Source organism: Citrobacter sp. C13 (genome assembly GCF_014596815.2).
Classification (GTDB): Bacteria; Pseudomonadota; Gammaproteobacteria; order Enterobacterales; family Enterobacteriaceae; genus Citrobacter; species Citrobacter portucalensis.
Window position 1 is genome coordinate 1506412 of sequence record NZ_CP115024.1, and the last position, 22306, is coordinate 1528717.

Consider the following 22306-nt stretch of genomic DNA (forward strand, 5'->3'; position numbering starts at 1 on the left):
CATCGTTCCGTCATGGATGGCAATCAGCGATAGCCATAAAACACAGGGAGACACTTATGAAGCTTCGCCTGTCGGCGCTTGCGCTGGGAACCACACTTTTGGTGGGGTGTGCGAGCTCCGGTACTGAACAGCAGGGGCGTTCGGATCCATTTGAAGGGTTCAACCGCACCATGTACAACTTCAACTTTAATGTTTTAGATCCATACGTTGTTAGACCCGTAGCTGTTGCCTGGCGAGATTATGTTCCGCAGCCAGCGCGTAATGGTTTAAGCAACTTTACGGGGAACCTTGAAGAGCCGGCCGTCATGGTCAACTATTTCCTGCAAGGCGATCCTTATCAGGGGATGGTGCACTTTACCCGTTTCTTCCTGAATACCCTGTTAGGTATGGGCGGCTTTATCGATGTGGCAGGTATGGCTAATCCGAAGTTGCAGCGCGTTGAACCACACCGCTTTGGCAGTACGTTAGGCCACTATGATGTTGGTTACGGACCGTATATGCAGCTTCCATTCTACGGTAGTTTCACGCTGCGTGATGACGGCGGCGATATGGTCGATACCCTGTATCCGGTACTGTCCTGGCTGACCTGGCCGTTGTCGATAGGCAAATGGACGGTTGAAGGGATTGAAACTCGCGCGCAATTGCTCGACTCTGATGGTCTGCTGCGTCAGTCTTCCGATCCTTACATCATGGTGCGTGAAGCTTACTTCCAGCGTCATGACTTTATTGCGAACGGCGGGAAACTCAAACCAGAAGAAAACCCGAACGCGAAAGATATTCAGGATGATTTAAAAGAGATCGATTCTGAGTAAGGAATTGGGCAAATAAAAAGGTGAGCTAAAAAGCTCACCTTTTTTACGTCTGAAGAAAATCAGAATGCGTAGTTGAAGTTTGTACCAAACAGCCAGGCTTTACCTTCAGAGTCGAAAGTATAGTTGCCTTCTTGCACTGTTACTTTTTGTCCGTGCATGTAAGACACACCGACGTCGATAGAGGCATCGTCATTGAACGCATAAGTTGTACCTGCACTCAACCACAGGCGATCCTGATCCGGAATCGAGATGGAACGCTTACTTGCTGGAACCGGGCTATCGTCATAAGCAATACCGGTACGGAACGTCCAGCTTTTATCCATATAGTAAGTCGTACCCAATGCAATGCGGTAAGAATCTTTGAAGCCTTCTTCTTTATAGAACAGTGTCTGTCCATTGGAACCTGTGGCTTTCAGCTCCTGGAACTGACTCCAGCTGGTATAGGCCATGCTGTAGTGGATAGCCCACTGTGGTGCAATACGGTTATAACCTGACAATTCCCACATTTCAGGAAGGTTAAGTGTCAGAGAACCCGGGACGGTGGCATTGGTCGTTCCCCATGGGAATGTAGTGCCAGCGCCAGGTATAGCGTTCGCCTGGGTACGGATGCCACTCTTATAATCGCCATCAAAATCAATTTTAACTTCAGAACGGTACGTTAAACCATAACGGTTATTTTTATCCAGTTCGTACAGAATCCCGGCGTTCCAACCGTAGCCCCATTCGTCCCCTTTCAGGCTGGCAATTTTGTTGCTGACCTTCGGTAATGCAGCCGTCTGCTCGCCAGAATAACGTTCAATTTTTGCATCAGCATAAACGGCGTTAAAACCGAGACCGAAGCTCCAGCTATCATTCAGACGGTAGGCACCGCTCAGGTTAAGGTTGACCGTTTTAAGGTCGGTCTTACCGCCGTATTCACCGACGATGTAGCTGTCGTTAAATTCGGTAGCCAGGCCATAGTTTGAGGTAACGGAAGCACCCCAACCAAACTGTTCGTTGATAGGCATCACGAAGTGAGCATTGGGAACCCACGCCGTAGGCGCGATGTTGTCCGCATCAGTGCTGCGTCCGGTGTATGGCGATTTACCGGAAATATTAACGTCTGGATCGATATACACCGCACCTGCTGAGAAAGTAGGGCGATCGAACATCATAATCAGTGCCGGGTTACGACTGGCGTTACCTGCATCATCTGCAATTGCGCCTTCACCCGAATATGCCCGGCCAAGGCCAGAGGAAGAAAATTCGTTTAACTGAAAGCCTGCAGACCAGGCCTGTGTGGAGATAATTGCCACTGCGACTGCGAGAGCAGACTTTGTAAACAGGGTTTTCTGGCTCATGACCATAACCTCATAGATTTATTTTTATACAAACAATGTTACATGCCGTAACAGGAGCGCGAAGTGTAGGGTCTGAGGTACGACTTAGAAATCAGACCAGTGGCGTGAGTATAGGTCGGACCAGCTGGAATGTTGCAAGTATGTTTATAAATATTTTCAAATTTGATCATGGAAACGCGATCCAGCTGGCAAAATTGCGGGGGTGCGCACTCACCTGTTTGGGCGATTTTTGTTTTAGATCATTTTTAAGTGTGATTTCGGTCACTTATCGCATTTCATACAATTAACGACTGGAGAGGCGAATAATGGGAGCGTAAAATATCCCTATCGTTTATCTGGCACCTCAGGTGCGAATACAGAGGAAATCTACAATGAGTAAATGCAGTGCTGATGAAACCCCGGTTTGCTGCTGTATGGATGTTGGCACCATCATGGACAACTCCGATTGCACCGCGTCCTACAGCCGTGTGTTCGCGAATCGCGCAGAGGCAGAAGAAACACTGGCCGCTCTGACTGAAAAGGCGCGCAGCGTGGAATCTGAGCCTTGCCAAATCACCTCGACCTTTACTGAAGAGTCAGAAGGTGTGCGTCTGGATATCGACTTTGTTTTTGCCTGTGAAGCTGAAACGCTGATCTTCCAGCTGGGCCTGCGTTAATCCCCCTCTGCAAAAGCCCTTGCTATCTGATAGCAAGGGCTTTTTCGTAACTGTCAGTGATTATTCACTGTGTCTTAGCTCCCACTTTCTTTTCTCTCCGCTTGGCTAAATGTAAAAAATTGGTTAAGACTATGATCAGGTCAGACCACTTATTTTATTTTTTTACAGGGGAGTGTTATGAGTCAGGCTTTACCGCTGGTTACCCGCCAGGGCGACCGTATTGCCATTGTAAGTGGATTGCGTACGCCATTTGCTCGTCAGGCTACCGCGTTTCATGGCATTCCCGCCGTTGATTTAGGAAAAATGGTCGTCGGTGAGCTGCTGGCGCGCAGCGAAATACCTGCTGATGTGATTGAGCAACTGGTTTTTGGTCAGGTGGTACAAATGCCTGAAGCGCCAAATATTGCTCGTGAAATTGTGCTGGGAACCGGCATGAATGTGCACACCGATGCCTACAGCGTAAGCCGAGCCTGCGCGACCAGTTTTCAGGCAGTGGCGAATGTCGCGGAAAGCCTGATGGCGGGGTCTATTCGTGCGGGAATTGCGGGTGGTGCGGACTCATCGTCAGTCTTGCCTATTGGCGTTAGTAAAAAGCTGGCGCGGGTGCTGGTGGATGTCAATAAGGCCCGGACAACCGGCCAACGCCTTAAACTCTTTTCCCGACTGCGTTTACGTGACCTGATGCCTGTGCCGCCAGCCGTCGCCGAGTATTCCACTGGTTTGCGTATGGGGGATACGGCTGAGCAAATGGCCAAAACCTATGGTATTACCCGAGAACAGCAGGATGCCCTGGCGCACCGCTCTCATCAACGTGCCGCTCAGGCATGGGCTGAAGGAAAGCTGGCAGATGAGGTAATGACTACCTACGCGCCACCGTTTAAAGATCCTTTTTCAGAAGATAACAATATTCGCGGCAACTCTACGCTGGCCGATTACGCGAAACTGCGTCCGGCGTTTGACCGCAAGCACGGCACCGTTACCGCGGCGAACAGCACCCCGCTAACTGACGGCGCAGCCGCCGTGATCATGATGACGGAGTCGCGTGCGAAAGAGTTGGGACTGGTGCCGCTGGGATACTTGCGTAGTTTTGCTTTTACCGCCATTGATGTCTGGCAGGACATGCTGCTGGGACCGGCGTGGTCAACGCCGCTTGCCCTGGAGAGAGCGGGTCTGACGATGGCAGATTTAACCCTGATCGATATGCATGAAGCTTTTGCCGCGCAAACGCTGGCGAATCTTCAGTTGCTGGGTAGCGAACGTTTTGCCCGCGACGTGCTGGGCAGGGCGCATGCCACTGGCGAGGTTGATGACAGTAAATTTAACGTGCTGGGCGGATCGATTGCCTATGGACACCCCTTTGCTGCCACCGGTGCACGCATGATCACTCAAACCCTCCATGAGCTGCGTCGTCGTGGCGGCGGTTTTGGTTTAGTGACAGCCTGTGCAGCTGGTGGTTTGGGTGCAGCCATGGTTCTGGAGGCGGAATAATGGAAATGGCATCGGCTTTTACACTAAACGTACGTCTGGATAACGTTGCTGTTGTCACCATTGATGTGCCCGGAGAGAAAATGAACACCCTGAAAGCGGAGTTTGCTTCTCAGGTACGGGCCATTCTGAAACAAATCCGCGATAACAAAGCATTGCGCGGCGTGGTGTTTATTTCGGCTAAACCCGATAACTTCATTGCCGGGGCGGATATCAACATGATTGGTAGTTGTCGTAGCGCGCAGGAAGCCGAAACGCTGGCCCGTCAGGGGCAGCAGATGATGGCGGAAATTAATGCCTTGCCGATCCCGGTTATCGCTGCGATTCATGGCGCATGCCTCGGCGGTGGCCTGGAGATGGCGCTGGCGTGCCACAACCGTATTTGTACCGATGATGTTAAAACCGTTCTGGGTTTACCGGAAGTACAACTTGGCTTGTTGCCCGGCTCCGGTGGTACGCAGCGGCTGCCGCGCCTGATTGGCGTCAGTACTGCACTGGATATGATCCTCACCGGAAAACAATTACGCGCAAAACAGGCGCTGAAAGTTGGTTTAGTGGATGAAGTTGTACCGCATTCCATTTTGCTGGAAGCGGCCGTAGAACTGGCTAAAAAGGACAGTTCTGCGCATCGAACACTGCCCGTGAGAGAGCGAGTGTTGGCGGGGCCGCTGGGGCGGGCGCTGTTGTTCCGCATGGCCAGTAAAAAGACGGTGCAAAAAACGCAAGGTAACTACCCTGCAACAGAACGTATCCTTGAGGTCATCGAAACCGGGCTAGCGCAAGGCAGCAGTAGCGGTTACGACGCTGAGGCCAGTGCGTTTGGTGAGCTGGCGATGACATCCCAGTCTCAGGCGCTACGGCATATCTTTTTTGCCAACACCGATGTGAAAAAAGATCCCGGAAGTGATGCGAAACCTGGCCCGCTAAACAGCGTAGGTATTTTGGGCGGCGGTCTGATGGGCGGTGGTATTGCCTACGTGACGGCCTGTAAAGGCGGCTTGCCTGTGCGCATCAAAGATATAAACGCTAAGGGAATCAACCACGCGCTGAAGTACAGCTGGGATCAGCTTGAAACGAAGGTTCGCCGCCGTCATATCAAAGCCAGCGAACGCGATAAACAACTGGCGCTGATTTCGGGAACGATCGACTACCGTGGCTTTGCGCATCGCGATCTAATTATTGAAGCCGTGTTTGAAGATCTGCCGCTAAAACAAAGGATGGTGGCAGAAGTTGAGCAAAATTGCGCACCTCATACCATTTTTGCTTCTAACACCTCATCTTTGCCCATTAGCGATATTGCTGCGAACGCTGCCAGGCCTGAACAAGTGATTGGTTTACACTTTTTTAGTCCGGTGGAAAAAATGCCGTTGGTCGAAGTGATCCCGCATGCCACGACCTCTGAGCAGACAATTGCAACTACCGTTAAGTTAGCGAAAAAACAGGGTAAAACGCCGATAGTGGTCAGAGATAAGGCCGGCTTTTACGTTAACCGCATTTTAGCGCCTTATATTAACGAAGCGATTCGTATGTTGACCGAAGGCGAGCGGGTCGAAACCATAGACGCCGCGCTGGTTAAGTTTGGTTTTCCAGTTGGGCCAATCCAACTTTTGGATGAGGTTGGAATTGATACGGGCACTAAAATTATACCAGTGCTTGAGGCTGCATATGGAGAACGTTTTAGCGCGCCTGCAAATGTTGTTGCTTCAATTTTGAATGACGATCGCAAAGGTAGAAAAAATGGTCGGGGTTTCTATCTTTATGGTGCGAAAGGGCGTAAAAGCAAAAAACAGGTCGACCCTGCAATTTATACGCTTATTGGCGTCCAGGGTCAGGGCCGGCTTTCCGCCGCGCAGGTAGCAGAGCGGTGCGTTATGTTAATGCTCAATGAAGCAGCCCGTTGTTTCGACGAGAAGATAGTCCGCAGCGCACGTGATGGCGACATCGGCGCTGTATTTGGTATTGGTTTTCCGCCATTCCTCGGCGGCCCGTTCCGGTATATGGATTCTCTCGGCGCGGGTGAAGTGGTTGCGGTTCTGCAACGGCTGACCACGCAGTACGGCTCGCGGTTTACACCGTGTGAGCAGTTATTGCAGATGGCGGAACGCAGTGAAAGATTCTGGAATATTGGGGAAACTGACCTGAATTCATGAGGTCAAAGGTAGGATGAATCCGCACTGAATGTATGGGTCGCGCTCAAAATGTAAACAGAGATTGACTATACTTACGCCGTTGAGGTAAAAAACAGCGTTTCATTCGGTGAATGGATAAGGCACAATGCCGGCCACCATATCGTTACCACAGCCAATAGGGGCTGTGAATAAAGGTAGTGGTGATTCTGGTTAACAAAAGCGGTGCAATATGCAAGTTTTTATCATGCGTCACGGCGACGCGGCCCTCGATGCCGCCAGTGATTCGGTTCGTCCCTTAACCTCCTGTGGTTGTGACGAATCTCGCCTGATGGCGAACTGGCTGAAAGGTCAAAAAGTGGATATCGAACGTGTTCTGGTGAGCCCGTTCCTACGAGCCGAACAAACGCTGGATGTGGTGGGGGAGTGTATGAACCTGCCAACCGGTGTGGATGTTTTGCCGGAGCTGACTCCCTGCGGCGATGTCGGTCTGGTCAGCGCCTATTTAGAGGCTCTGGCCAATGAAGGTATCGCCACCGCACTGGTTATCTCTCACTTGCCTTTAGTGGGATATCTGGTGTCTGAGCTTTGCCCAGGTGAAACACCGCCGATGTTTACCACATCAGCGATTGCCAGCGTTACGCTTGATGAGAGCGGGAAGGGTACTTTTAACTGGCAAATGAGCCCGTGTAACCTGAAAATGGCAAAAGCGATTTAAACAGGCCGGATAAGGCGCAGCAGCCACCCGGAAAATCAAAGAGCCGCAAATGCGGCTCTTTTTGTCTTTCTGCATCACGGAAGTTCGGGCGGTAGCCACTCTTCCACTTCAATCAGCACCAGCAGCGCGGCGTCGCCACCGTACTCCTTCGGTGCCTGATGAAAGGCCATTACGTGCGGATGCTGGGCCAGCCAGAGCGGCGTCTGCTGTTTCAGAATATGTTTTCCGTGGCCATGCATCACGCAGGCGCAAAACACATGCTCACGGCGACAGGCGGCAATCAGCGCGCCTAACTCTTGTTTGGCCTGTTGCTGGGTCAGCCCATGCAGATCGAGAAACAGCTCCGGAGAGTAATCGCCACGGCGCATTTTCTTCAGTTCGAAATGGCTGACGTCGGCGCGCAGGTATCTTACCGGGCCGTCCGTATTCAGCAGCGGCTGAAACTCATCCGAGAAATAGTGGCTGGCATCAGCCTGCTCCTGTAGCAGCCTTTTAACCGGAACCTCGGCAATTTTTTTACGTGGAGGTCGGTGAACAATGGTGTCCTGTTTAATTTTACGCGTGCCGGTCATCAGCTGGCGAAACAGCGTCTGATCCTCCTCGCTGAGCGATGTTTTCTTTTTCATTCGAGAGTCTCAACTTTTATTTTCCGTTAGTTTAACCCGACTCGGCGGGCATCCGATCGCTTAAAACGCAATTTTCGCGTTCAGGCCCCGTGTGAATGCTGATTTATCGCCGTCTTCGTGGCAAACTAGCCGCCGAAATTAATACGAGCATGCCCTGGAGGAATACGTGGATAAAATTTTCGTCGATGAAGCAGTGAGTGAACTGCATACCATTCAGGACATGTTGCGTTGGGCGGTCAGCCGTTTTAGCGCGGCGAACATCTGGTATGGCCATGGCACGGATAACCCATGGGACGAGGCCGTACAACTGGTGCTGCCGTCACTTTATTTGCCGTTGGATATTCCAGAAGATATGCGTACCGCACGTCTGACTTCCAGCGAGCGTCATCGTATTGTTGAACGCGTGATTCGCCGCGTCAACGAGCGCATTCCGGTTGCTTATCTGACCAACAAAGCCTGGTTCTGTGGGCATGAGTTTTATGTTGATGAACGCGTGCTGGTTCCGCGTTCACCGATTGGCGAGCTTATCAATAACCGCTTTGCGGGCCTTATTAATGAGCAGCCGCAGCATATCCTCGATATGTGTACCGGCAGCGGATGTATCGCCATTGCCTGTGCGTATGCCTTCCCGGAAGCCGAAGTGGATGCGGTGGATATTTCCACTGATGCGCTGGCGGTGACCGAACACAATATTGAAGAACACGGTCTGATCCATCACGTCACGCCGATCCGTTCCGATCTGTTCCGCGATCTGCTGAAAGTCCAGTATGACCTGATTGTGACCAACCCGCCGTATGTCGATGCGGAAGATATGTCCGATCTGCCAAACGAATATCGTCACGAACCTGAGCTGGGTCTGGCGTCCGGTAGCGATGGGCTGAAACTTACCCGCCGCATTCTGGGGAACGCCCCAGACTACCTGTCAGATAACGGTATTCTGATTTGTGAAGTCGGAAACAGCATGGTACATCTGATAGAGCAATATCCGGATGTACCGTTCACCTGGCTGGAGTTCGACAACGGCGGTGACGGCGTATTCATGCTGACCAAAGAGCAGTTAGTTGCTGCTCGCGAGCACTTCAGCATTTATAAAGACTAATTACACGCGCACATACACAACACGCATAACGGAGCCGTGATGGCAGGAAACACAATTGGGCAACTCTTTCGCGTAACCACTTTCGGCGAATCACACGGGCTGGCGCTCGGTTGTATTGTCGATGGTGTTCCGCCGGGCATTTCTCTGACAGAAGCTGACCTGCAGCACGATCTCGACAGACGCCGTCCGGGCACATCGCGCTACACTACGCAGCGTCGTGAGCCGGATCAGGTGAAAATCCTCTCCGGGGTGTTCGAGGGCGTTACCACTGGCACCAGCATTGGCCTGCTGATCGAAAATACCGATCAGCGTTCACAGGATTACGGCGCGATTAAGGACGTTTTTCGTCCGGGACACGCCGACTATACCTATGAGCAAAAATATGGCCTGCGCGACTACCGTGGCGGCGGACGTTCATCCGCACGTGAAACAGCGATGCGCGTGGCGGCCGGAGCGATTGCCAAAAAATATCTGGCGGAAAAATTCGGCGTTGAGATCCGCGGCTGCCTGACGCAGATGGGTGATATTCCGCTGGAGATTAAAGACTGGTCCCAGGTGGAACTTAACCCGTTCTTTTGCCCGGACCCGGATAAACTCGAAGCGCTGGACGAACTGATGCGCGGGCTGAAGAAAGAAGGTGACTCCATCGGAGCTAAGGTGACCGTTGTTGCACGCGGTGTACCTGCGGGTCTCGGCGAACCTGTATTCGACCGCCTGGATGCCGACATCGCCCATGCGCTGATGAGCATTAACGCCGTTAAGGGCGTTGAGATTGGCGATGGATTTGACGTTGTTGCGCTGCGCGGCAGTCAGAACCGTGACGAAATCACCAAAGAAGGTTTCCAGAGTAACCATGCGGGCGGCATTCTGGGCGGGATCAGCAGCGGGCAACAAATCATTGCTCATATGGCGCTGAAACCGACGTCCAGTATTACCGTTCCTGGGCGCACTATTAACCGCTTTGGAGAAGAAGTCGAAATGATCACTAAAGGTCGCCACGATCCGTGCGTAGGGATCCGCGCCGTACCGATCGCCGAGGCGATGCTGGCGATCGTATTGATGGATCACCTGCTGCGTCAGCGGGCGCAAAATGCGGACGTGAAGACCGATATTCCACGCTGGTAAGAGATGAAAAAAACGGCACTTGCGGCGCTGGCTCTGTTTGCCAGTACCGCCTGTCTGGCGGCGACGCCCTGGCAGAAAATTACCCATCCGGTTGCGGGCAGCGCGCAGTCTATCGGCGCGTTTTCCAATGGCTGTATTGTTGGCGCAGATACGCTGCCTGTCCAGTCAAAACACTATCAGGTGATGCGCACCGATCAGCGTCGTTACTTTGGCCATCCGGATCTGGTGAGGTTTATCCAGCGTCTGAGTAATCAGGCCAATAGTCAGGGGCTGGGCACGGTGTTAATCGGCGATATGGGGATGCCGGCCGGTGGGCGATTCAATGGCGGTCACGCCAGCCACCAGACGGGACTGGATGTGGATATTTTCCTGCAACTGCCGAAAACGCGCTGGACCCAGTCGCAACTGCTGCGGCCGCAGGCGTTAGATCTGGTCTCACAGGATGGCAAACGTGTTGTGCCGTCACTGTGGAAACCGGAGATTTTCAGCCTGATCAGGCTGGCTGCAAAAGATAATGAAGTAACGCGTATTTTCGTGAATCCGGCGATTAAGCAACAACTTTGTCTGGATGCAGGGACCGACAGGGACTGGTTGCGTAAAGTGCGGCCGTGGTTCCAGCATCGTGCGCATATGCACGTGCGGTTACGTTGCCCTGCCGACAGCCTTGAGTGCGAAGATCAACCGTTACCGCCACCGGGTGACGGCTGTGGCGCAGAGCTGCAAAGCTGGTTCGAACCTCCAAAACCTGGAACCACCAAGCCTGAGAAGAAGACACCGCCACCGTTGCCGCCTTCCTGCCAGGCGCTACTGGACGAGCATGTACTCTAATGGATCATTTTGCCTCTCTGTTTATGGTGTCGCCACTGCTGTTAGGTGTGCTTTTTTTTGTGGCGATGCTGGCAGGTTTTATTGATTCTCTGGCCGGAGGCGGTGGTCTACTCACCATCCCGGCATTGATGGCGGCCGGGATGCCACCTGCGCAAGCGCTGGCGACCAATAAGCTGCAAGCCTGCGGGGGATCTATCTCTTCCTCCCTCTATTTTATTCGTCGGGGTGTGGTTAATCTGGCGGATCAGAAGCTCAATATCTTCATGACCTTTATCGGCTCAATGAGTGGCGCGCTGTTGGTTCAACACGTGCAGTCAGATGTTCTGCGCCAGATCCTGCCAGTATTGGTTATCTGTATTGGCCTTTACTTTCTGTTGATGCCTAAAATCGGGGAAGAGGACCGACAGCGCCGACTGCACGGTTTGCCTTTCGCGCTGGTGGCCGGGGGATGCGTCGGCTTTTACGATGGTTTTTTTGGTCCGGCGGCGGGGTCGTTCTACGCGCTGGCTTTTGTCATGCTGTGCGGATACAACCTGGCGAAATCGACGGCCCACGCCAAAGTATTAAATGCCACCTCGAATATCGGCGGGTTGTTGCTGTTTGCTCTCGGCGGCAAAGTGATTTGGGCGACAGGTTTTGTGATGCTCATTGGCCAGTTTATTGGCGCACGGATGGGCTCTCGACTGGTACTCAGCAAAGGACAAAAACTCATTCGGCCAATGATCGTTATTGTCTCCGCCGTGATGAGCGCCAAGCTACTTTATGATAATCATGGACAGGAGATTCTCCACTGGCTGGGGATGAACTAATGAATAATACGCATCACTACGAACAGTTAATTGAGATTTTTAACGGCTGCTTTGCCGATGAATTTAATACCCGTCTGATTAAAGGCGACGACGAACCGATCTATCTTCCAGCGGATGCGGAATTACCGTATCACCGTATCGTTTTTGCGCATGGTTATTACGCCAGTGCGTTACACGAAATTTCACACTGGTGCATCGCCGGTAAAGCCCGTCGTGAACTGGTCGATTTCGGTTACTGGTACTGCCCGGACGGACGCGACGCGAAGACACAATGCCAGTTTGAAGATGTGGAAGTGAAGCCGCAGGCGTTTGACTGGTTGTTTTGCATGGCGGCGGGCTACCCGTTTAACGTCAGTTGCGACAATCTGGAGGGGGATTTTGAACCGGATCGCGTGGTATTCCAGCGCCGTGTTCATGCTCAGGTGATGGAGTACCTGGAAAAAGGGATCCCTGAACGTCCGGCGCGTTTCATTAACGCGTTACAGAATTATTATCACACGCCTGAACTTACGGCGGAACAATTCCCGTGGCCCGAAGCGCTCAACTGAAGCCGCTGCCACGTTTACAATGAGGAAATAAGATGATCGCGGAGTTTGAATCACGCATTCTGGCATTAATCGACGATATGGTAGAGCACGCCAGCGATGATGAGTTGTTTGCCAGTGGCTATTTGCGTGGGCACCTGACGCTGGCTGTGGCTGAGCTGGATGCTGGCGAGGACCATTCCGCTGAGGCATTGTACGCCAATGTGACCAGCAGCCTGGAAAAAGCCATCAGCGCAGGCGAACTCTCGCCGCGTGACCAGGCGTTAGTGAAAGAGATGTGGGACACACTGTTCCAGAAGGCAACGCAATAATAATTGCAGTGGATTGTGCCGGATGGCGACGCGAAGGCGTCTTATCCGGCCTACGCGGACGGGAGTTGTAGGCCGGATAAGCGTAGCGCCATCAGGCAATGGCGAGATGGTATCTTATTTCACCGCTTTACCCTTCAATAACTTCCTTACCCACAGACGATTCGGATTCAGCGCTGCCAGCGTGTTGGCATCCATTGGTATGGGTTCATTGCTCATTTGCGATGCAAGAATTTCTGCACACAGCGGGGCAGTACACAGCCCGCGCGAGCCCAGCGCACCTAACATAAATAAATCGGAATACACCGGGGCGTTTACGGCGTGCACTTTGTCTTCGGCAAGAGTGGCATACTGGCTGAGCGTGGCGTCATAATCCGCGACGTTGCCGACCATCGGCATGTGATCGCGCGTGGCGCAGCGCACTCCACAACGGGCGTCATTGCCACTAACGTCTACTTCTTTTGCCCACGAGGCATTCGGGAAACAATCTATTAAGCGCTGACGGTTTTGCTGCTGATCGTCCGCGCGATACACCGTTTCTTCACTTCCGCGATGATAGCTGGCGCCAATGCAGTGCTGCTGGTTTTGCGGGTTGTGTGGCGTGAGGTAGCCGTCATAGCACAGCACCTGACGCAGCGCTGAAAGCGAAGGCGTGGTAGGAATGTGACTCACCTGACCGCCTACGGAGTACACCGGAAGCGACTGCGTTTGCTCAACGCCGTTAATGCGATGCCCGTTAGCCATAACTACAGCAGCGTGAGTGGCGGTGTCGCCACTGGAAAACGTCAATTGCCAGTGTTCTGTCTGCCGAGACAGCGAGGCCAGCGTATGTTGATACCGGGTGCGTAATCCCAGCGTTGCGGCGTAGTCGAATACGGCGGCGGTTAACTGTGCCGGACACAGCCATCCTCCGGCAGGGTACTGAATGCCGCCGCATCCGGTTTCTACGCCGGTCGTTTGTAAAACCTGCTCTGCGTTAACGCCGATGGCGAGCGCATCAGGCAATTCAAGGGACAGCATTTGGTCGATTTTTTGCTGGCTTTTTTCATCCCACGCCAGTTGTGTCACACCGCACCAGTCATGCGCGAACTCAACGGGGAGGGCGTCATACAGTCGACGAGCGAAGGTAAACGCGGTGGGGAAAAAGAGATTAATGGCCGCGTCATGCTTGCTGAGTAGCGGATAAAGCGCGCCCTGGCGATTGCCGGATGCACCCCCGGCTGGGTTATCGTCGGCGCAATAGAGAGTGACCTGCCAACCGCGACGCAGTAACGCCAACGACAGCAATGCGCTGGCAATCCCCCCGCCAATAATGGCGGCTTCGCGTTTATCTGTTCCGGTACGTGCAAACCACGGCGCCGAGGAGGGGAGCGTCAGCGTCTGTTCCATTACGCCACAGAGCATTTCGCGTTTGCGACCAAAGCCTTTGCATTTTTGCATCGTAAATCCGGCTTCCTGCAATCCCCGACGCACAAAGCCCGCTGAGGTGAAGGTTGCCAGCGTACCGCCGGGACGAGCCAGACGGGCCATTGCGTTAAACAGCGTTGGCGTCCACATATCCGGATTTTTTGCAGGCGCGAAACCGTCCAGAAACCAGGCATCCACTTTTTGATTCAGGGAGTCATCGAGCTTACTGGTCAGTTCGTTAATATCGCCAAACCACAGATCCAGCGTGATACGTCCTTCATCAAGGAGCAGGCGATGGCATCCCGCCAGCGGCAGCGGCCATTGCTCTTGCAGCGCCGTGGCCCACGGGGCAAGTTCTTGCCAGTGCTGATGGGCTAAGGTCAAATCTTCGCGCGTCAGTGGATATTTTTCAAAGCTGATGAAATGTAATCTTTCCAGGGTAGCTTCGGGATGGGTATCGCGAAAATCGGTAAATGCCTGCCAGAGTGTCAGGAAGTTAAGTCCGGTGCCAAACCCGCTTTCTGCCACCACGAAGAGGGGACGTGAATGCGCAGGGAATCGCTGGGCGAGATGATTCCCGCCGAGAAAGACGTAACGTGTCTCTTCCAGCCCGTTATCATTAGAAAAATAGACATCGTCAAAATCTCGGGAAACAGGTGTACCCTCAGCGTTGAATTCAAGGTTTGCAGGTTGTATAGCGTATTGTTTCACGTAAGTTACTCGTCTGGCAGGCTGTGCCCCGATCTTAGCGATGAGTGCCTGGCTGCGCAAATTTCCACACTAAATGGCTGATCGGACTTGTTCGGCGTACAAGTGTACGCTATTGTGCCACTCGAAACTTTAAAATAGTGCGACTTACAGAGGTATTGAATGAAACGTGCAGTGATTACTGGCTTGGGCATCGTTTCCAGCATCGGTAATAACCAGCAGGAAGTCCTGGCATCTCTGCGTGAAGGACGTTCAGGGATCACTTTCTCTCAGGAGCTGAAGGACTCCGGCATGCGTAGCCACGTTTGGGGCAACGTAAAACTGGATACCACTGGCCTCATTGACCGCAAAGTAGTGCGCTTTATGAGCGACGCATCCATCTATGCATTCCTTTCTATGGAACAGGCAGTGGCTGATGCCGGCCTTGCAGCAGAAGATTACCAGAACAACCCGCGCGTTGGCCTGATTGCAGGTTCCGGCGGCGGCTCCCCGCGTTTTCAGGTGTTCGGTGCTGACGCAATGCGTAGCCCGCGTGGTCTGAAAGCGGTTGGCCCGTATGTGGTCACCAAAGCGATGGCGTCCGGCGTTTCTGCCTGCCTCGCAACGCCGTTCAAAATCCATGGCGTAAACTACTCTATCAGCTCTGCCTGTGCGACATCCGCGCACTGTATCGGTAACGCGGTAGAACAAATTCAGCTGGGCAAACAGGATATCGTTTTTGCTGGCGGCGGCGAAGAGCTGTGCTGGGAAATGGCGTGTGAATTCGACGCCATGGGCGCGCTGTCCACTAAATACAACGACGATCCATCCAAAGCTTCCCGTACCTATGATGCACACCGTGACGGTTTCGTTATCGCTGGTGGTGGCGGTATGGTCGTGGTTGAAGAGCTGGAGCACGCGCTGGCACGTGGAGCGCATATCTACGCGGAAATCGTCGGTTACGGCGCAACATCCGATGGCGCAGACATGGTTGCTCCGTCTGGCGAAGGCGCAGTACGTTGCATGCAGATGGCGATGCACGGCGTAGACACCCCGATCGACTACCTGAACTCTCACGGTACCTCTACCCCGGTAGGCGACGTGAAAGAGCTGGGTGCAATCCGTGAAGTGTTTGGTGATAACAGCCCGGCCATCTCTGCAACTAAAGCCATGACCGGTCACTCTCTGGGTGCGGCTGGCGTGCAGGAAGCTATCTACTCTCTGCTGATGCTGGAACATGGCTTTATCGCGCCGAGCATCAACATTGAAGAGCTGGATGAGCAGGCGGCAGGTCTGAACATCGTGACCAAACCGACCGAGCAGGCGCTGACTACTGTAATGTCCAACAGCTTCGGCTTTGGCGGCACCAACGCAACGCTGGTCATGCGTAAGCTGTAAGTGTAAGTCTACAAAATGAGATGCAAAGGGGAGCCTGATGGCTCCCTTTTTTATATCGTTGACAATCGATCCGGTTTACAGGCAGACTCCAGCTTCAACATTATCCTCTTGATAATGCGTAAGCGTTTAACGTTATCCAACGCACCTTAATCCTGATAGTCAGGTAGAGGGGGCGTGGACATTCCTCGCCTTACTCTGCATTTTGGAGTAACGCATGACAGCTGTAACCCAACAAGAAAAAACACCTTCGGCGAACTTTTCGCTGTTTCGTATCGCTTTTGCGGTTTTCCTGACCTATATGACGGTCGGCCTACCTTTGCCCGTGATTCCTCTGTTTGTGCATCAGGAACTGGGCTATGGCAATACCATGGTCGGTATCGCCGTAGGCGTACAGTTTCTGGCAACGGTATTAACGCGCGGCTACGCCGGGCGCTTAGCCGATCAATATGGTGCTAAACGCTCGGCGCTACAGGGGATGTTTGCCTGTGGGCTGGCGGGCGCGGCGTGGCTTTTAGCCGCGCTATTGCCAGTTTCTGTCCCTGTAAAATTTGCGTTGTTAATCGTCGGGCGTTTGATCCTCGGTTTTGGCGAAAGCCAACTGCTCACTGGAACGTTGACCTGGGGGTTGGGGTTGGTCGGCCCAACACGCTCCGGTAAGGTGATGTCGTGGAACGGAATGGCGATTTACGGCGCGCTGGCCGCCGGTGCACCGTTGGGCCTGTTGATCCACAGCCACTTTGGCTTTGCAGCGCTGGCCGGGACGACGATGGTATTACCGCTGCTGGCATGGGCATTCAACGGCACTGTACGCAAAGTACCTGCGCATGCAGGAGAACGTCCTTCGTTATGGAGCGTGGTAGGGCTTATCTGGAAACCGGGCCTGGGCCTGGCGCTGCAGGGCGTTGGCTTTGCGGTGATCGGTACGTTTATTTCACTCTATTTTGTCAGCAACGGCTGGACGATGGCGGGGTTCACCCTGACTGCGTTTGGTGGGGCGTTTGTGCTGATGCGCATTCTGTTTGGCTGGATGCCGGACCGGTTCGGCGGCGTGAAGGTTGCCGTTGTCTCTTTGCTGGTGGAAACCGCAGGGCTGATTCTGCTGTGGCAGGCCCCATCGGCCTGGATTGCGCTGCTCGGGGCGGCATTAACCGGGGCCGGGTGTTCGCTTATCTTCCCGGCCTTGGGCGTCGAAGTGGTGAAGCGAGTGCCTGCGCAGGTTCGCGGTACGGCGCTGGGCGGTTACGCCGCGTTTCAGGATATCTCCTACGGCATAAGCGGTCCGGTCGCCGGGGTGCTGGCCACCGCGTACGGTTATCCCTCAGTGTTCCTTGCCGGGGCGATATCTGCCGTGGTGGGGATTATTGTAACGTTGCTTACGCTGCGTAAAGGTTAGGCGACCAGCCAGAAAATGGTTAACGCAATTATCAACGCAACAAACAGCAGTCCCGGTCGTGCCGACAGAGATTTAACCGTTTCAATCATCGGCGCGAACGGGCTGTAAATGGGCTGCAGATGGCGCGGATCGCTGAGCTCGCGTTCTCGTTCCACGCGCCGCAGGAAAATTTGATTGAGCAAGTCCTGCACCTGCACCGTGGTCAGAATCGATTGTGGTTGGATCTGATACGTCTGCTGTGCGTACTCTTTTATTGCTGTCAGCTCATTCGGCTCTAATGGCAGCTTCAGCGCCGCCTGGAGCGTTTGTAGCGTCGGGGCGCTTTGCAAGCTGAGCGTCTGGCGCGCCTGCAGCCAGGTGACCAGGTGCGTAAACTGTTTGGCAGGGATCAGCTCACCGCTTTTTACGCCAGACAACTCCAGCATCGACTGCCAGATCATCTTCCCGGATTCTCCCGTGGCCGCCGCCAGTTTGGTAACTAACTGGTTCAGCGTATTGTGCTCTGCGGGGAGCAATGGACGATCGGTGGCCGGGCGCTGCTGTGGCTGCGGTATCGACAGCTGCCCCTGTTGCAGTAGCGTGAGCACGTTCTTTAACTGCTCAGGCGTGAGCTGGCTGAGCGCCGTTTGCCCATACTGCTGACGGATAAAATCACTCACTGCCTGGCGATTATTTCCCTGGCTCAGTAATTCAGTGAGCTGCGAAAGCACCTGACGATTAACATGATTTTGCTGAGCAACCCCCAGCCGTTGGTTAAGGTTTTGCTCAGCGGCTGGAAAGTGACGTGACTGCAGCGGCGTATCACTTTTGACGCCCAGATCGTGCTTCATTCCGGCCCACACTTCAGCACTTTGCTGCTGGGTGAGTGAAATCAAACGGGTAATTAGCCGTTCCAGCACAGTACGTTGTTGTGTGGATAACGGTTGTTCACCCGCAGCGGAAGGGGCATTTTGGCCTTCGCCGGGAGGGCGTGCGGGCGTACCTGAAATGGGCTGCATCATCTCTGTTCCTTAAATCTGTGCTGACCAGGTCTCGCAGTATGCCTGGCGGCGAGATTATGGCACACTTGCCCGGTTAACTCTCGTTCTCAAACAGGTGCGAAAGACGTGAAAATCCTCGTTGATGAAAATATGCCCTATGCCCGCGAACTGTTCAGTCGTTTGGGGGAGGTCAAAGCGGTTCCCGGCCGTCCGATTCCCGTTGCTGAACTGGATGATGCGGATGCTTTAATGGTGCGCTCGGTGACGAAAGTAAATGAATCACTGCTTGGCGGAAAACCGGTTAAATTTGTCGGTACGGCAACCGCTGGCACAGACCATGTGGATGACGCCTGGCTTGCTCAGGCGGGGATAGGTTTTTCCGCCGCACCCGGTTGTAACGCAATAGCGGTCGTAGAATATGTTTTTTCAGCATTGCTGATGCTGGCGGAGCGCGACGGGTTTGCGTTACGCGATCGCACCGTAGGCATTGTGGGTGTGGGGAACGTGGGCGGGCGTTTGCAGGCGCGTCTGGAAGCGTTGGGGATCCGCACGCTGCTGTGCGATCCACCGCGAGCCGATCGCGGTGACGAAGGCAATTTCTGCTCGCTGGATGAACTGGTTGAGCAAGCCGATGTGCTGACTTTCCATACCCCGCTGTTTAAAGATGGGCCGTACAAAACGCTGCATATGGCGGATGACGCGCTGATTAGCCGGTTGAAGCCGGGCACTATTCTGATCAACGCCTGCCGTGGGCCGGTCATCGACAATACGGCATTGCTGAACCGATTGAATGCCGGTCAGTCGCTGAGTGTTGTGCTGGATGTCTGGGAAGGAGAGCCGGATCTCAATGTGGCGTTGCTGGAGAAAGCTGATATCGGTACGGCGCACATTGCCGGGTATACCCTCGAAGGAAAAGCGCGTGGTACCACGCAGGTCTTTGAGGCCTATAGTAAGTTTATTGGTCACGAGCAGCACGTTGCGCTCAGTACCCTGTTACCTGCGCCGGAATTTGGTCGTATTACCCTGCATGGCCCGTTAGATCAGCCAACGCTGAAAAGGCTCGTGCATTTAGTGTATGATGTGCGCCGCGATGATGCGCCGTTGCGTAAAGTCGCTGGAATTCCGGGTGAGTTTGATAAACTGCGTAAAAATTACCTTGAGCGTCGTGAATGGTCGTCTTTATATGTGATGTGTGACGACGCAACGGCTGCTGCCTTATTGTGTAAGCTGGGTTTTAACGCTGTTCATCATCCGGCACATTAATGTCTTCTTAATGCTCCCTGTCGAATAATGCGACAGGGACGCTTACGTATTTCTTGGAGTAAATCACCATGTCTGAAGGCTGGAATATTGCCATTCTGGGCGCAACGGGCGCCGTAGGCGAAGCCCTGCTCGATACGCTGGCTGAACGCCAGTTCCCGGTCGGTGAAATTTATGCGCTGGCGCGTAATGAAAGCGCCGGTGAGCATCTGCGTTTTAACGGTAAATCGGTCATAGTGCAGGACGTTTCAGACTTTGACTGGACGCAGGCACAGTTGGCATTTTTTGTTGCGGGCGCTGAAGCCACCGCCGCATGGGTAGAAGAAGCCACTAATGCGGGTTGTCTGGTGATTGACAGCAGCGGTCTGTTCGCGCTCGAGCCTGACGTTCCGCTGGTGGTTCCGGACGTTAACCCGTTCGTGCTGGCGGATTACCGTAACCGCAATGTGATTGCGGTGCCTAACAGCCTGACCAGCCAACTGCTGTCTGCGCTGAAACCGTTGATTGATGACGGTGGGCTTTCGCGTATTACGGTGACCAATATTATCTCAGCTTCCGCTCATGGCAAAAAAGCGGTGGATGCGCTGGCAGGACAGAGTGCGAAACTGCTTAATGGCATCCCGATTGACGAAGATGATTTCTTTGGCCGTCAGTTGGCATTCAACATGCTGCCGATGCTGCCCGATCGTGAAGGTAGCGTGCGTGAAGAACGTCGTATCGTTGATGAAGTGCGCAAAATTATGCAGGATGACGGCCTGCTCATCTCTGCCAGCATCGTGCAGTCCCCGGTATTTTATGGCCACGCGCAGATGGTGAATTTTGAGGCCCTGCGTCCGTTGGCGGCGGAAGAAGCGCGCGATGCGTTTTCACGCGGTGAAGACGTGGTGTTGTCGGAAGAGACCGATTTCCCGACCCAGGTTGGCGATGCATCGGGCACGCCGCACCTTTCTATTGGCTGCGTGCATAATGATTACGGTATGCCAGAGCAAGTTCAGTTCTGGTCTGTGGCGGACAACGTTCGCTTTGGCGGCGCGTTAATGGCGGTGAAAATTGCGGAAAAACTGGTGCAGGAGTACCTGTACTAATGTCTGACCAGCAACAGCCGTCAACCCATAAAATTGCGCTGGGCATTGAGTATGACGGCAGCAAATATTATGGCTGGCAGCGCCAGAACGAAGTGCGTAGCGTTCAGGAAAAACTGGAAAAAGCGCTCTCTCAGGTGGCGAATGAGCGCATCAATGTTTTTTGTGCAGGACGCACGGATGCGGGCGTTCATGGCACTGGGCAGGTCGTGCATTTTGAAACCACTGCCCAGCGTAAAGATGCGGCCTGGACACTGGGGGTAAATGCGAATTTACCTGGTGACATCGCCGTGCGCTGGGTTAAAGCTGTACCCGATGATTTTCATGCTCGATTTAGCGCCACGGCTCGCCGTTATCGCTACATCATCTACAATCATCGGTTGCGCCCTGCGGTTTTGGGTAAAGGGGTAACCCATTACTATGAACCGCTGGACGCTGAGCGAATGCATCGTGCGGCCCAGTGTCTGATTGGCGAAAATGATTTTACCTCGTTTCGAGCGGTGCAGTGTCAGTCGCGCACGCCGTGGCGAAACGTGATGCACATTAACGTCGAACGTTTCGGTGCATATGTGGTGGTGGATATTAAAGCGAATGCCTTTGTACATCATATGGTCAGGAATATTGTCGGTAGCCTGATGGAAGTTGGCGCCAACAACCAGCCGGAGAGCTGGATAGCAGAACTGTTAGCGGCAAAGGACAGAACGCTGGCAGCGGCAACGGCGAAAGCGGAAGGACTGTATCTGGTTGCGGTAGATTACCCAGACCGGTTCGACCTGCCAAAACCGCCTATGGGCCCGCTATTTCTGGCGGACTAATTTGAGTCGTATAAAGGCAAAACTATGGACCTGATTTACTTTCTTATCGATTTTATCCTGCACATTGATGTGCACCTGGCGGAGCTGGTTGCGGAATACGGTATCTGGGTATATGCCATTCTGTTTCTGATCCTGTTCTGTGAAACCGGGCTGGTGGTGACACCCTTCCTGCCTGGGGACTCGCTGCTGTTTGTTGCGGGGGCGCTTTCTGCGCTGCCAACCAACGATCTCAATGTTCATCTGATGGTGGCACTGATGATTGTGGCGGCGATTGTGGGCGATGCGGTGAACTACACGATTGGCCGATTGTTCGGGGAAAAACTTTTCAGTAACCCGAACTCCAAAATTTTCCGCCGCAGCTACCTGGATAAAACCCATGCGTTCTACGAGCGTCATGGCGGTAAGACGATTATCCTGGCGCGTTTCGTGCCTATCGTGCGTACATTTGCGCCGTTTGTTGCCGGTATGGGACATATGTCCTACCGTCACTTTGCGATGTATAACGTCGTCGGTGCACTGCTGTGGGTATTGTTGTTCACCTACGCAGGCTACCTGTTCGGCGATCTGCCGATCGTCCAGGAAAACCTGAAATTATTGATTGTGGCGATTATCGTCCTTTCCGTATTGCCGGGGGTGATTGAAGTAATTCGCCATAAGCGTGCTGCGTCACGGGCTGCAAAATAGAAAGTAACTCAGCGGTTCGACCACTTTTTTATCCAAAGTTTCGGGCTGTTATGTTTTAATGTGCAACATTCATGGTCTGTTAGGGGCAAAAATGGCATTATGCGCCCCTTATAACAAAGCTGA

At 53.4% G+C, this 22306-nt stretch carries 21 protein-coding genes; 17 read left to right on the forward strand and 4 right to left on the reverse strand.

Annotated elements, in window-relative coordinates:
- Positions 1 to 56: 56 nt before the first annotated feature.
- Complete coding sequence (gene mlaA, locus IB222_RS07090; protein WP_003028190.1) at positions 57 to 812, forward strand: phospholipid-binding lipoprotein MlaA; 756 nt, start codon at positions 57 to 59, stop codon at positions 810 to 812.
- A 59-nt stretch (positions 813 to 871) separates the two neighbouring features.
- On the opposite strand, the gene fadL is transcribed toward mlaA, so the two are convergent.
- Complete coding sequence (gene fadL, locus IB222_RS07095) at positions 872 to 2152, reverse strand: long-chain fatty acid transporter FadL (RefSeq protein WP_003028188.1); 1281 nt, start codon at positions 2150 to 2152, stop codon at positions 872 to 874.
- A 371-nt stretch (positions 2153 to 2523) separates the two neighbouring features.
- Here fadL and IB222_RS07100 point away from each other — a divergent pair, with 371 nt between their 5' ends.
- From IB222_RS07100 to sixA, 4 genes are all read left to right on the forward strand, one after another.
- Positions 2524 to 2808 carry a YfcZ/YiiS family protein gene (locus IB222_RS07100; protein ID WP_148361695.1) on the forward strand — a complete coding sequence of 95 codons (285 nt, stop codon included), beginning with the start codon at positions 2524 to 2526 and terminating at the stop codon, positions 2806 to 2808.
- A gap of 177 nt (positions 2809 to 2985) precedes the next feature.
- Positions 2986 to 4296: an acetyl-CoA C-acyltransferase FadI gene (gene fadI, locus IB222_RS07105; protein WP_063940574.1), complete on the forward strand. Its 1311-nt coding sequence runs from the start codon at positions 2986 to 2988 to the stop codon at positions 4294 to 4296.
- Complete coding sequence (gene fadJ / locus IB222_RS07110) at positions 4296 to 6443, forward strand: fatty acid oxidation complex subunit alpha FadJ (protein ID WP_149384753.1); 2148 nt, start codon at positions 4296 to 4298, stop codon at positions 6441 to 6443. The genes fadI and fadJ overlap by 1 nt, the downstream gene beginning before the upstream one ends.
- A 208-nt stretch (positions 6444 to 6651) precedes the next feature.
- Complete coding sequence (gene sixA / locus IB222_RS07115; protein WP_149384754.1) at positions 6652 to 7137, forward strand: phosphohistidine phosphatase SixA; 486 nt, start codon at positions 6652 to 6654, stop codon at positions 7135 to 7137.
- 74 nt (positions 7138 to 7211) lie between these two features.
- Here the strand turns inward: sixA and smrB are convergent, their stop codons facing one another.
- Positions 7212 to 7763 (reverse strand): endonuclease SmrB, encoded by a 552-nt coding sequence (gene smrB / locus IB222_RS07120; RefSeq protein ID WP_003839296.1) that lies wholly within the window; start codon positions 7761 to 7763, stop codon positions 7212 to 7214.
- A gap of 166 nt (positions 7764 to 7929) precedes the next feature.
- Between smrB and prmB the strand changes: the two genes are divergently transcribed.
- From prmB to IB222_RS07150, 6 genes are read left to right on the forward strand one after another with little or no spacing between them, the layout of a single operon-like run.
- The gene (gene prmB / locus IB222_RS07125; protein ID WP_003028173.1) at positions 7930 to 8862 is read left to right on the forward strand and encodes a 50S ribosomal protein L3 N(5)-glutamine methyltransferase; all 933 of its coding nucleotides are present in this window, start codon (positions 7930 to 7932) and stop codon (positions 8860 to 8862) included.
- Between the two features lie 39 nt (positions 8863 to 8901).
- A complete protein-coding gene (gene aroC, locus IB222_RS07130) occupies positions 8902 to 9987 on the forward strand; it encodes a chorismate synthase (protein ID WP_003834825.1) in 1086 nt (361 codons plus the stop codon).
- Positions 9988 to 9990: 3 nt separating this feature from the next.
- Positions 9991 to 10815: a penicillin-insensitive murein endopeptidase gene (gene mepA, locus IB222_RS07135; RefSeq protein ID WP_063940571.1), complete on the forward strand. Its 825-nt coding sequence runs from the start codon at positions 9991 to 9993 to the stop codon at positions 10813 to 10815.
- Entirely contained in the window at positions 10815 to 11624 is an 810-nt protein-coding gene (locus tag IB222_RS07140) for a sulfite exporter TauE/SafE family protein (protein WP_003834821.1), read from the forward strand. The genes mepA and IB222_RS07140 overlap by 1 nt, the downstream gene beginning before the upstream one ends.
- Positions 11624 to 12172: an elongation factor P hydroxylase gene (locus IB222_RS07145; RefSeq protein WP_003834819.1), complete on the forward strand. Its 549-nt coding sequence runs from the start codon at positions 11624 to 11626 to the stop codon at positions 12170 to 12172. The genes IB222_RS07140 and IB222_RS07145 overlap by 1 nt, the downstream gene beginning before the upstream one ends.
- Before the next feature lie 32 nt (positions 12173 to 12204).
- Positions 12205 to 12480 (forward strand): YfcL family protein, encoded by a 276-nt coding sequence (locus IB222_RS07150; RefSeq protein ID WP_003028163.1) that lies wholly within the window; start codon positions 12205 to 12207, stop codon positions 12478 to 12480.
- A 114-nt stretch (positions 12481 to 12594) separates the two neighbouring features.
- Here the strand turns inward: IB222_RS07150 and mnmC are convergent, their stop codons facing one another.
- Positions 12595 to 14595, reverse strand: a complete 2001-nt coding sequence (gene mnmC, locus IB222_RS07155; RefSeq protein ID WP_188055375.1) for a bifunctional tRNA (5-methylaminomethyl-2-thiouridine)(34)-methyltransferase MnmD/FAD-dependent 5-carboxymethylaminomethyl-2-thiouridine(34) oxidoreductase MnmC — start codon at positions 14593 to 14595, stop codon at positions 12595 to 12597.
- Between the two features lie 159 nt (positions 14596 to 14754).
- Here mnmC and fabB point away from each other — a divergent pair, with 159 nt between their 5' ends.
- Together fabB and IB222_RS07165 are read left to right on the forward strand one after the other, a co-directional pair.
- Positions 14755 to 15969, forward strand: a complete 1215-nt coding sequence (gene fabB, locus IB222_RS07160) for a beta-ketoacyl-ACP synthase I (RefSeq protein WP_003834815.1) — start codon at positions 14755 to 14757, stop codon at positions 15967 to 15969.
- Between the two features lie 214 nt (positions 15970 to 16183).
- Complete coding sequence (locus tag IB222_RS07165; RefSeq protein ID WP_003834805.1) at positions 16184 to 17362, forward strand: MFS transporter; 1179 nt, start codon at positions 16184 to 16186, stop codon at positions 17360 to 17362.
- On the opposite strand, the gene flk is transcribed toward IB222_RS07165, so the two are convergent.
- The gene (gene flk / locus IB222_RS07170; RefSeq protein ID WP_063940593.1) at positions 17359 to 18360 is read right to left on the reverse strand and encodes a flagella biosynthesis regulator Flk; all 1002 of its coding nucleotides are present in this window, start codon (positions 18358 to 18360) and stop codon (positions 17359 to 17361) included. The genes IB222_RS07165 and flk overlap by 4 nt on opposite strands.
- 108 nt (positions 18361 to 18468) lie before the next feature.
- Here flk and pdxB point away from each other — a divergent pair, with 108 nt between their 5' ends.
- The 4 genes from pdxB (at position 18469) to IB222_RS07190 (ending at position 22183) form a co-directional block, all read left to right on the forward strand.
- Positions 18469 to 19605 carry a 4-phosphoerythronate dehydrogenase PdxB gene (pdxB, locus tag IB222_RS07175; protein ID WP_079939919.1) on the forward strand — a complete coding sequence of 379 codons (1137 nt, stop codon included), beginning with the start codon at positions 18469 to 18471 and terminating at the stop codon, positions 19603 to 19605.
- A 68-nt stretch (positions 19606 to 19673) separates the two neighbouring features.
- The gene (locus tag IB222_RS07180; RefSeq protein WP_003834801.1) at positions 19674 to 20687 is read left to right on the forward strand and encodes an aspartate-semialdehyde dehydrogenase; all 1014 of its coding nucleotides are present in this window, start codon (positions 19674 to 19676) and stop codon (positions 20685 to 20687) included.
- Positions 20687 to 21499, forward strand: a complete 813-nt coding sequence (gene truA / locus IB222_RS07185; protein WP_003028142.1) for a tRNA pseudouridine(38-40) synthase TruA — start codon at positions 20687 to 20689, stop codon at positions 21497 to 21499. The genes IB222_RS07180 and truA overlap by 1 nt, the downstream gene beginning before the upstream one ends.
- A gap of 24 nt (positions 21500 to 21523) precedes the next feature.
- Positions 21524 to 22183, forward strand: coding sequence for a DedA family protein (locus tag IB222_RS07190; RefSeq protein WP_003028140.1), 660 nt, complete (start codon positions 21524 to 21526; stop codon positions 22181 to 22183).
- The last annotated feature ends 123 nt before the right edge of the window (positions 22184 to 22306 follow it).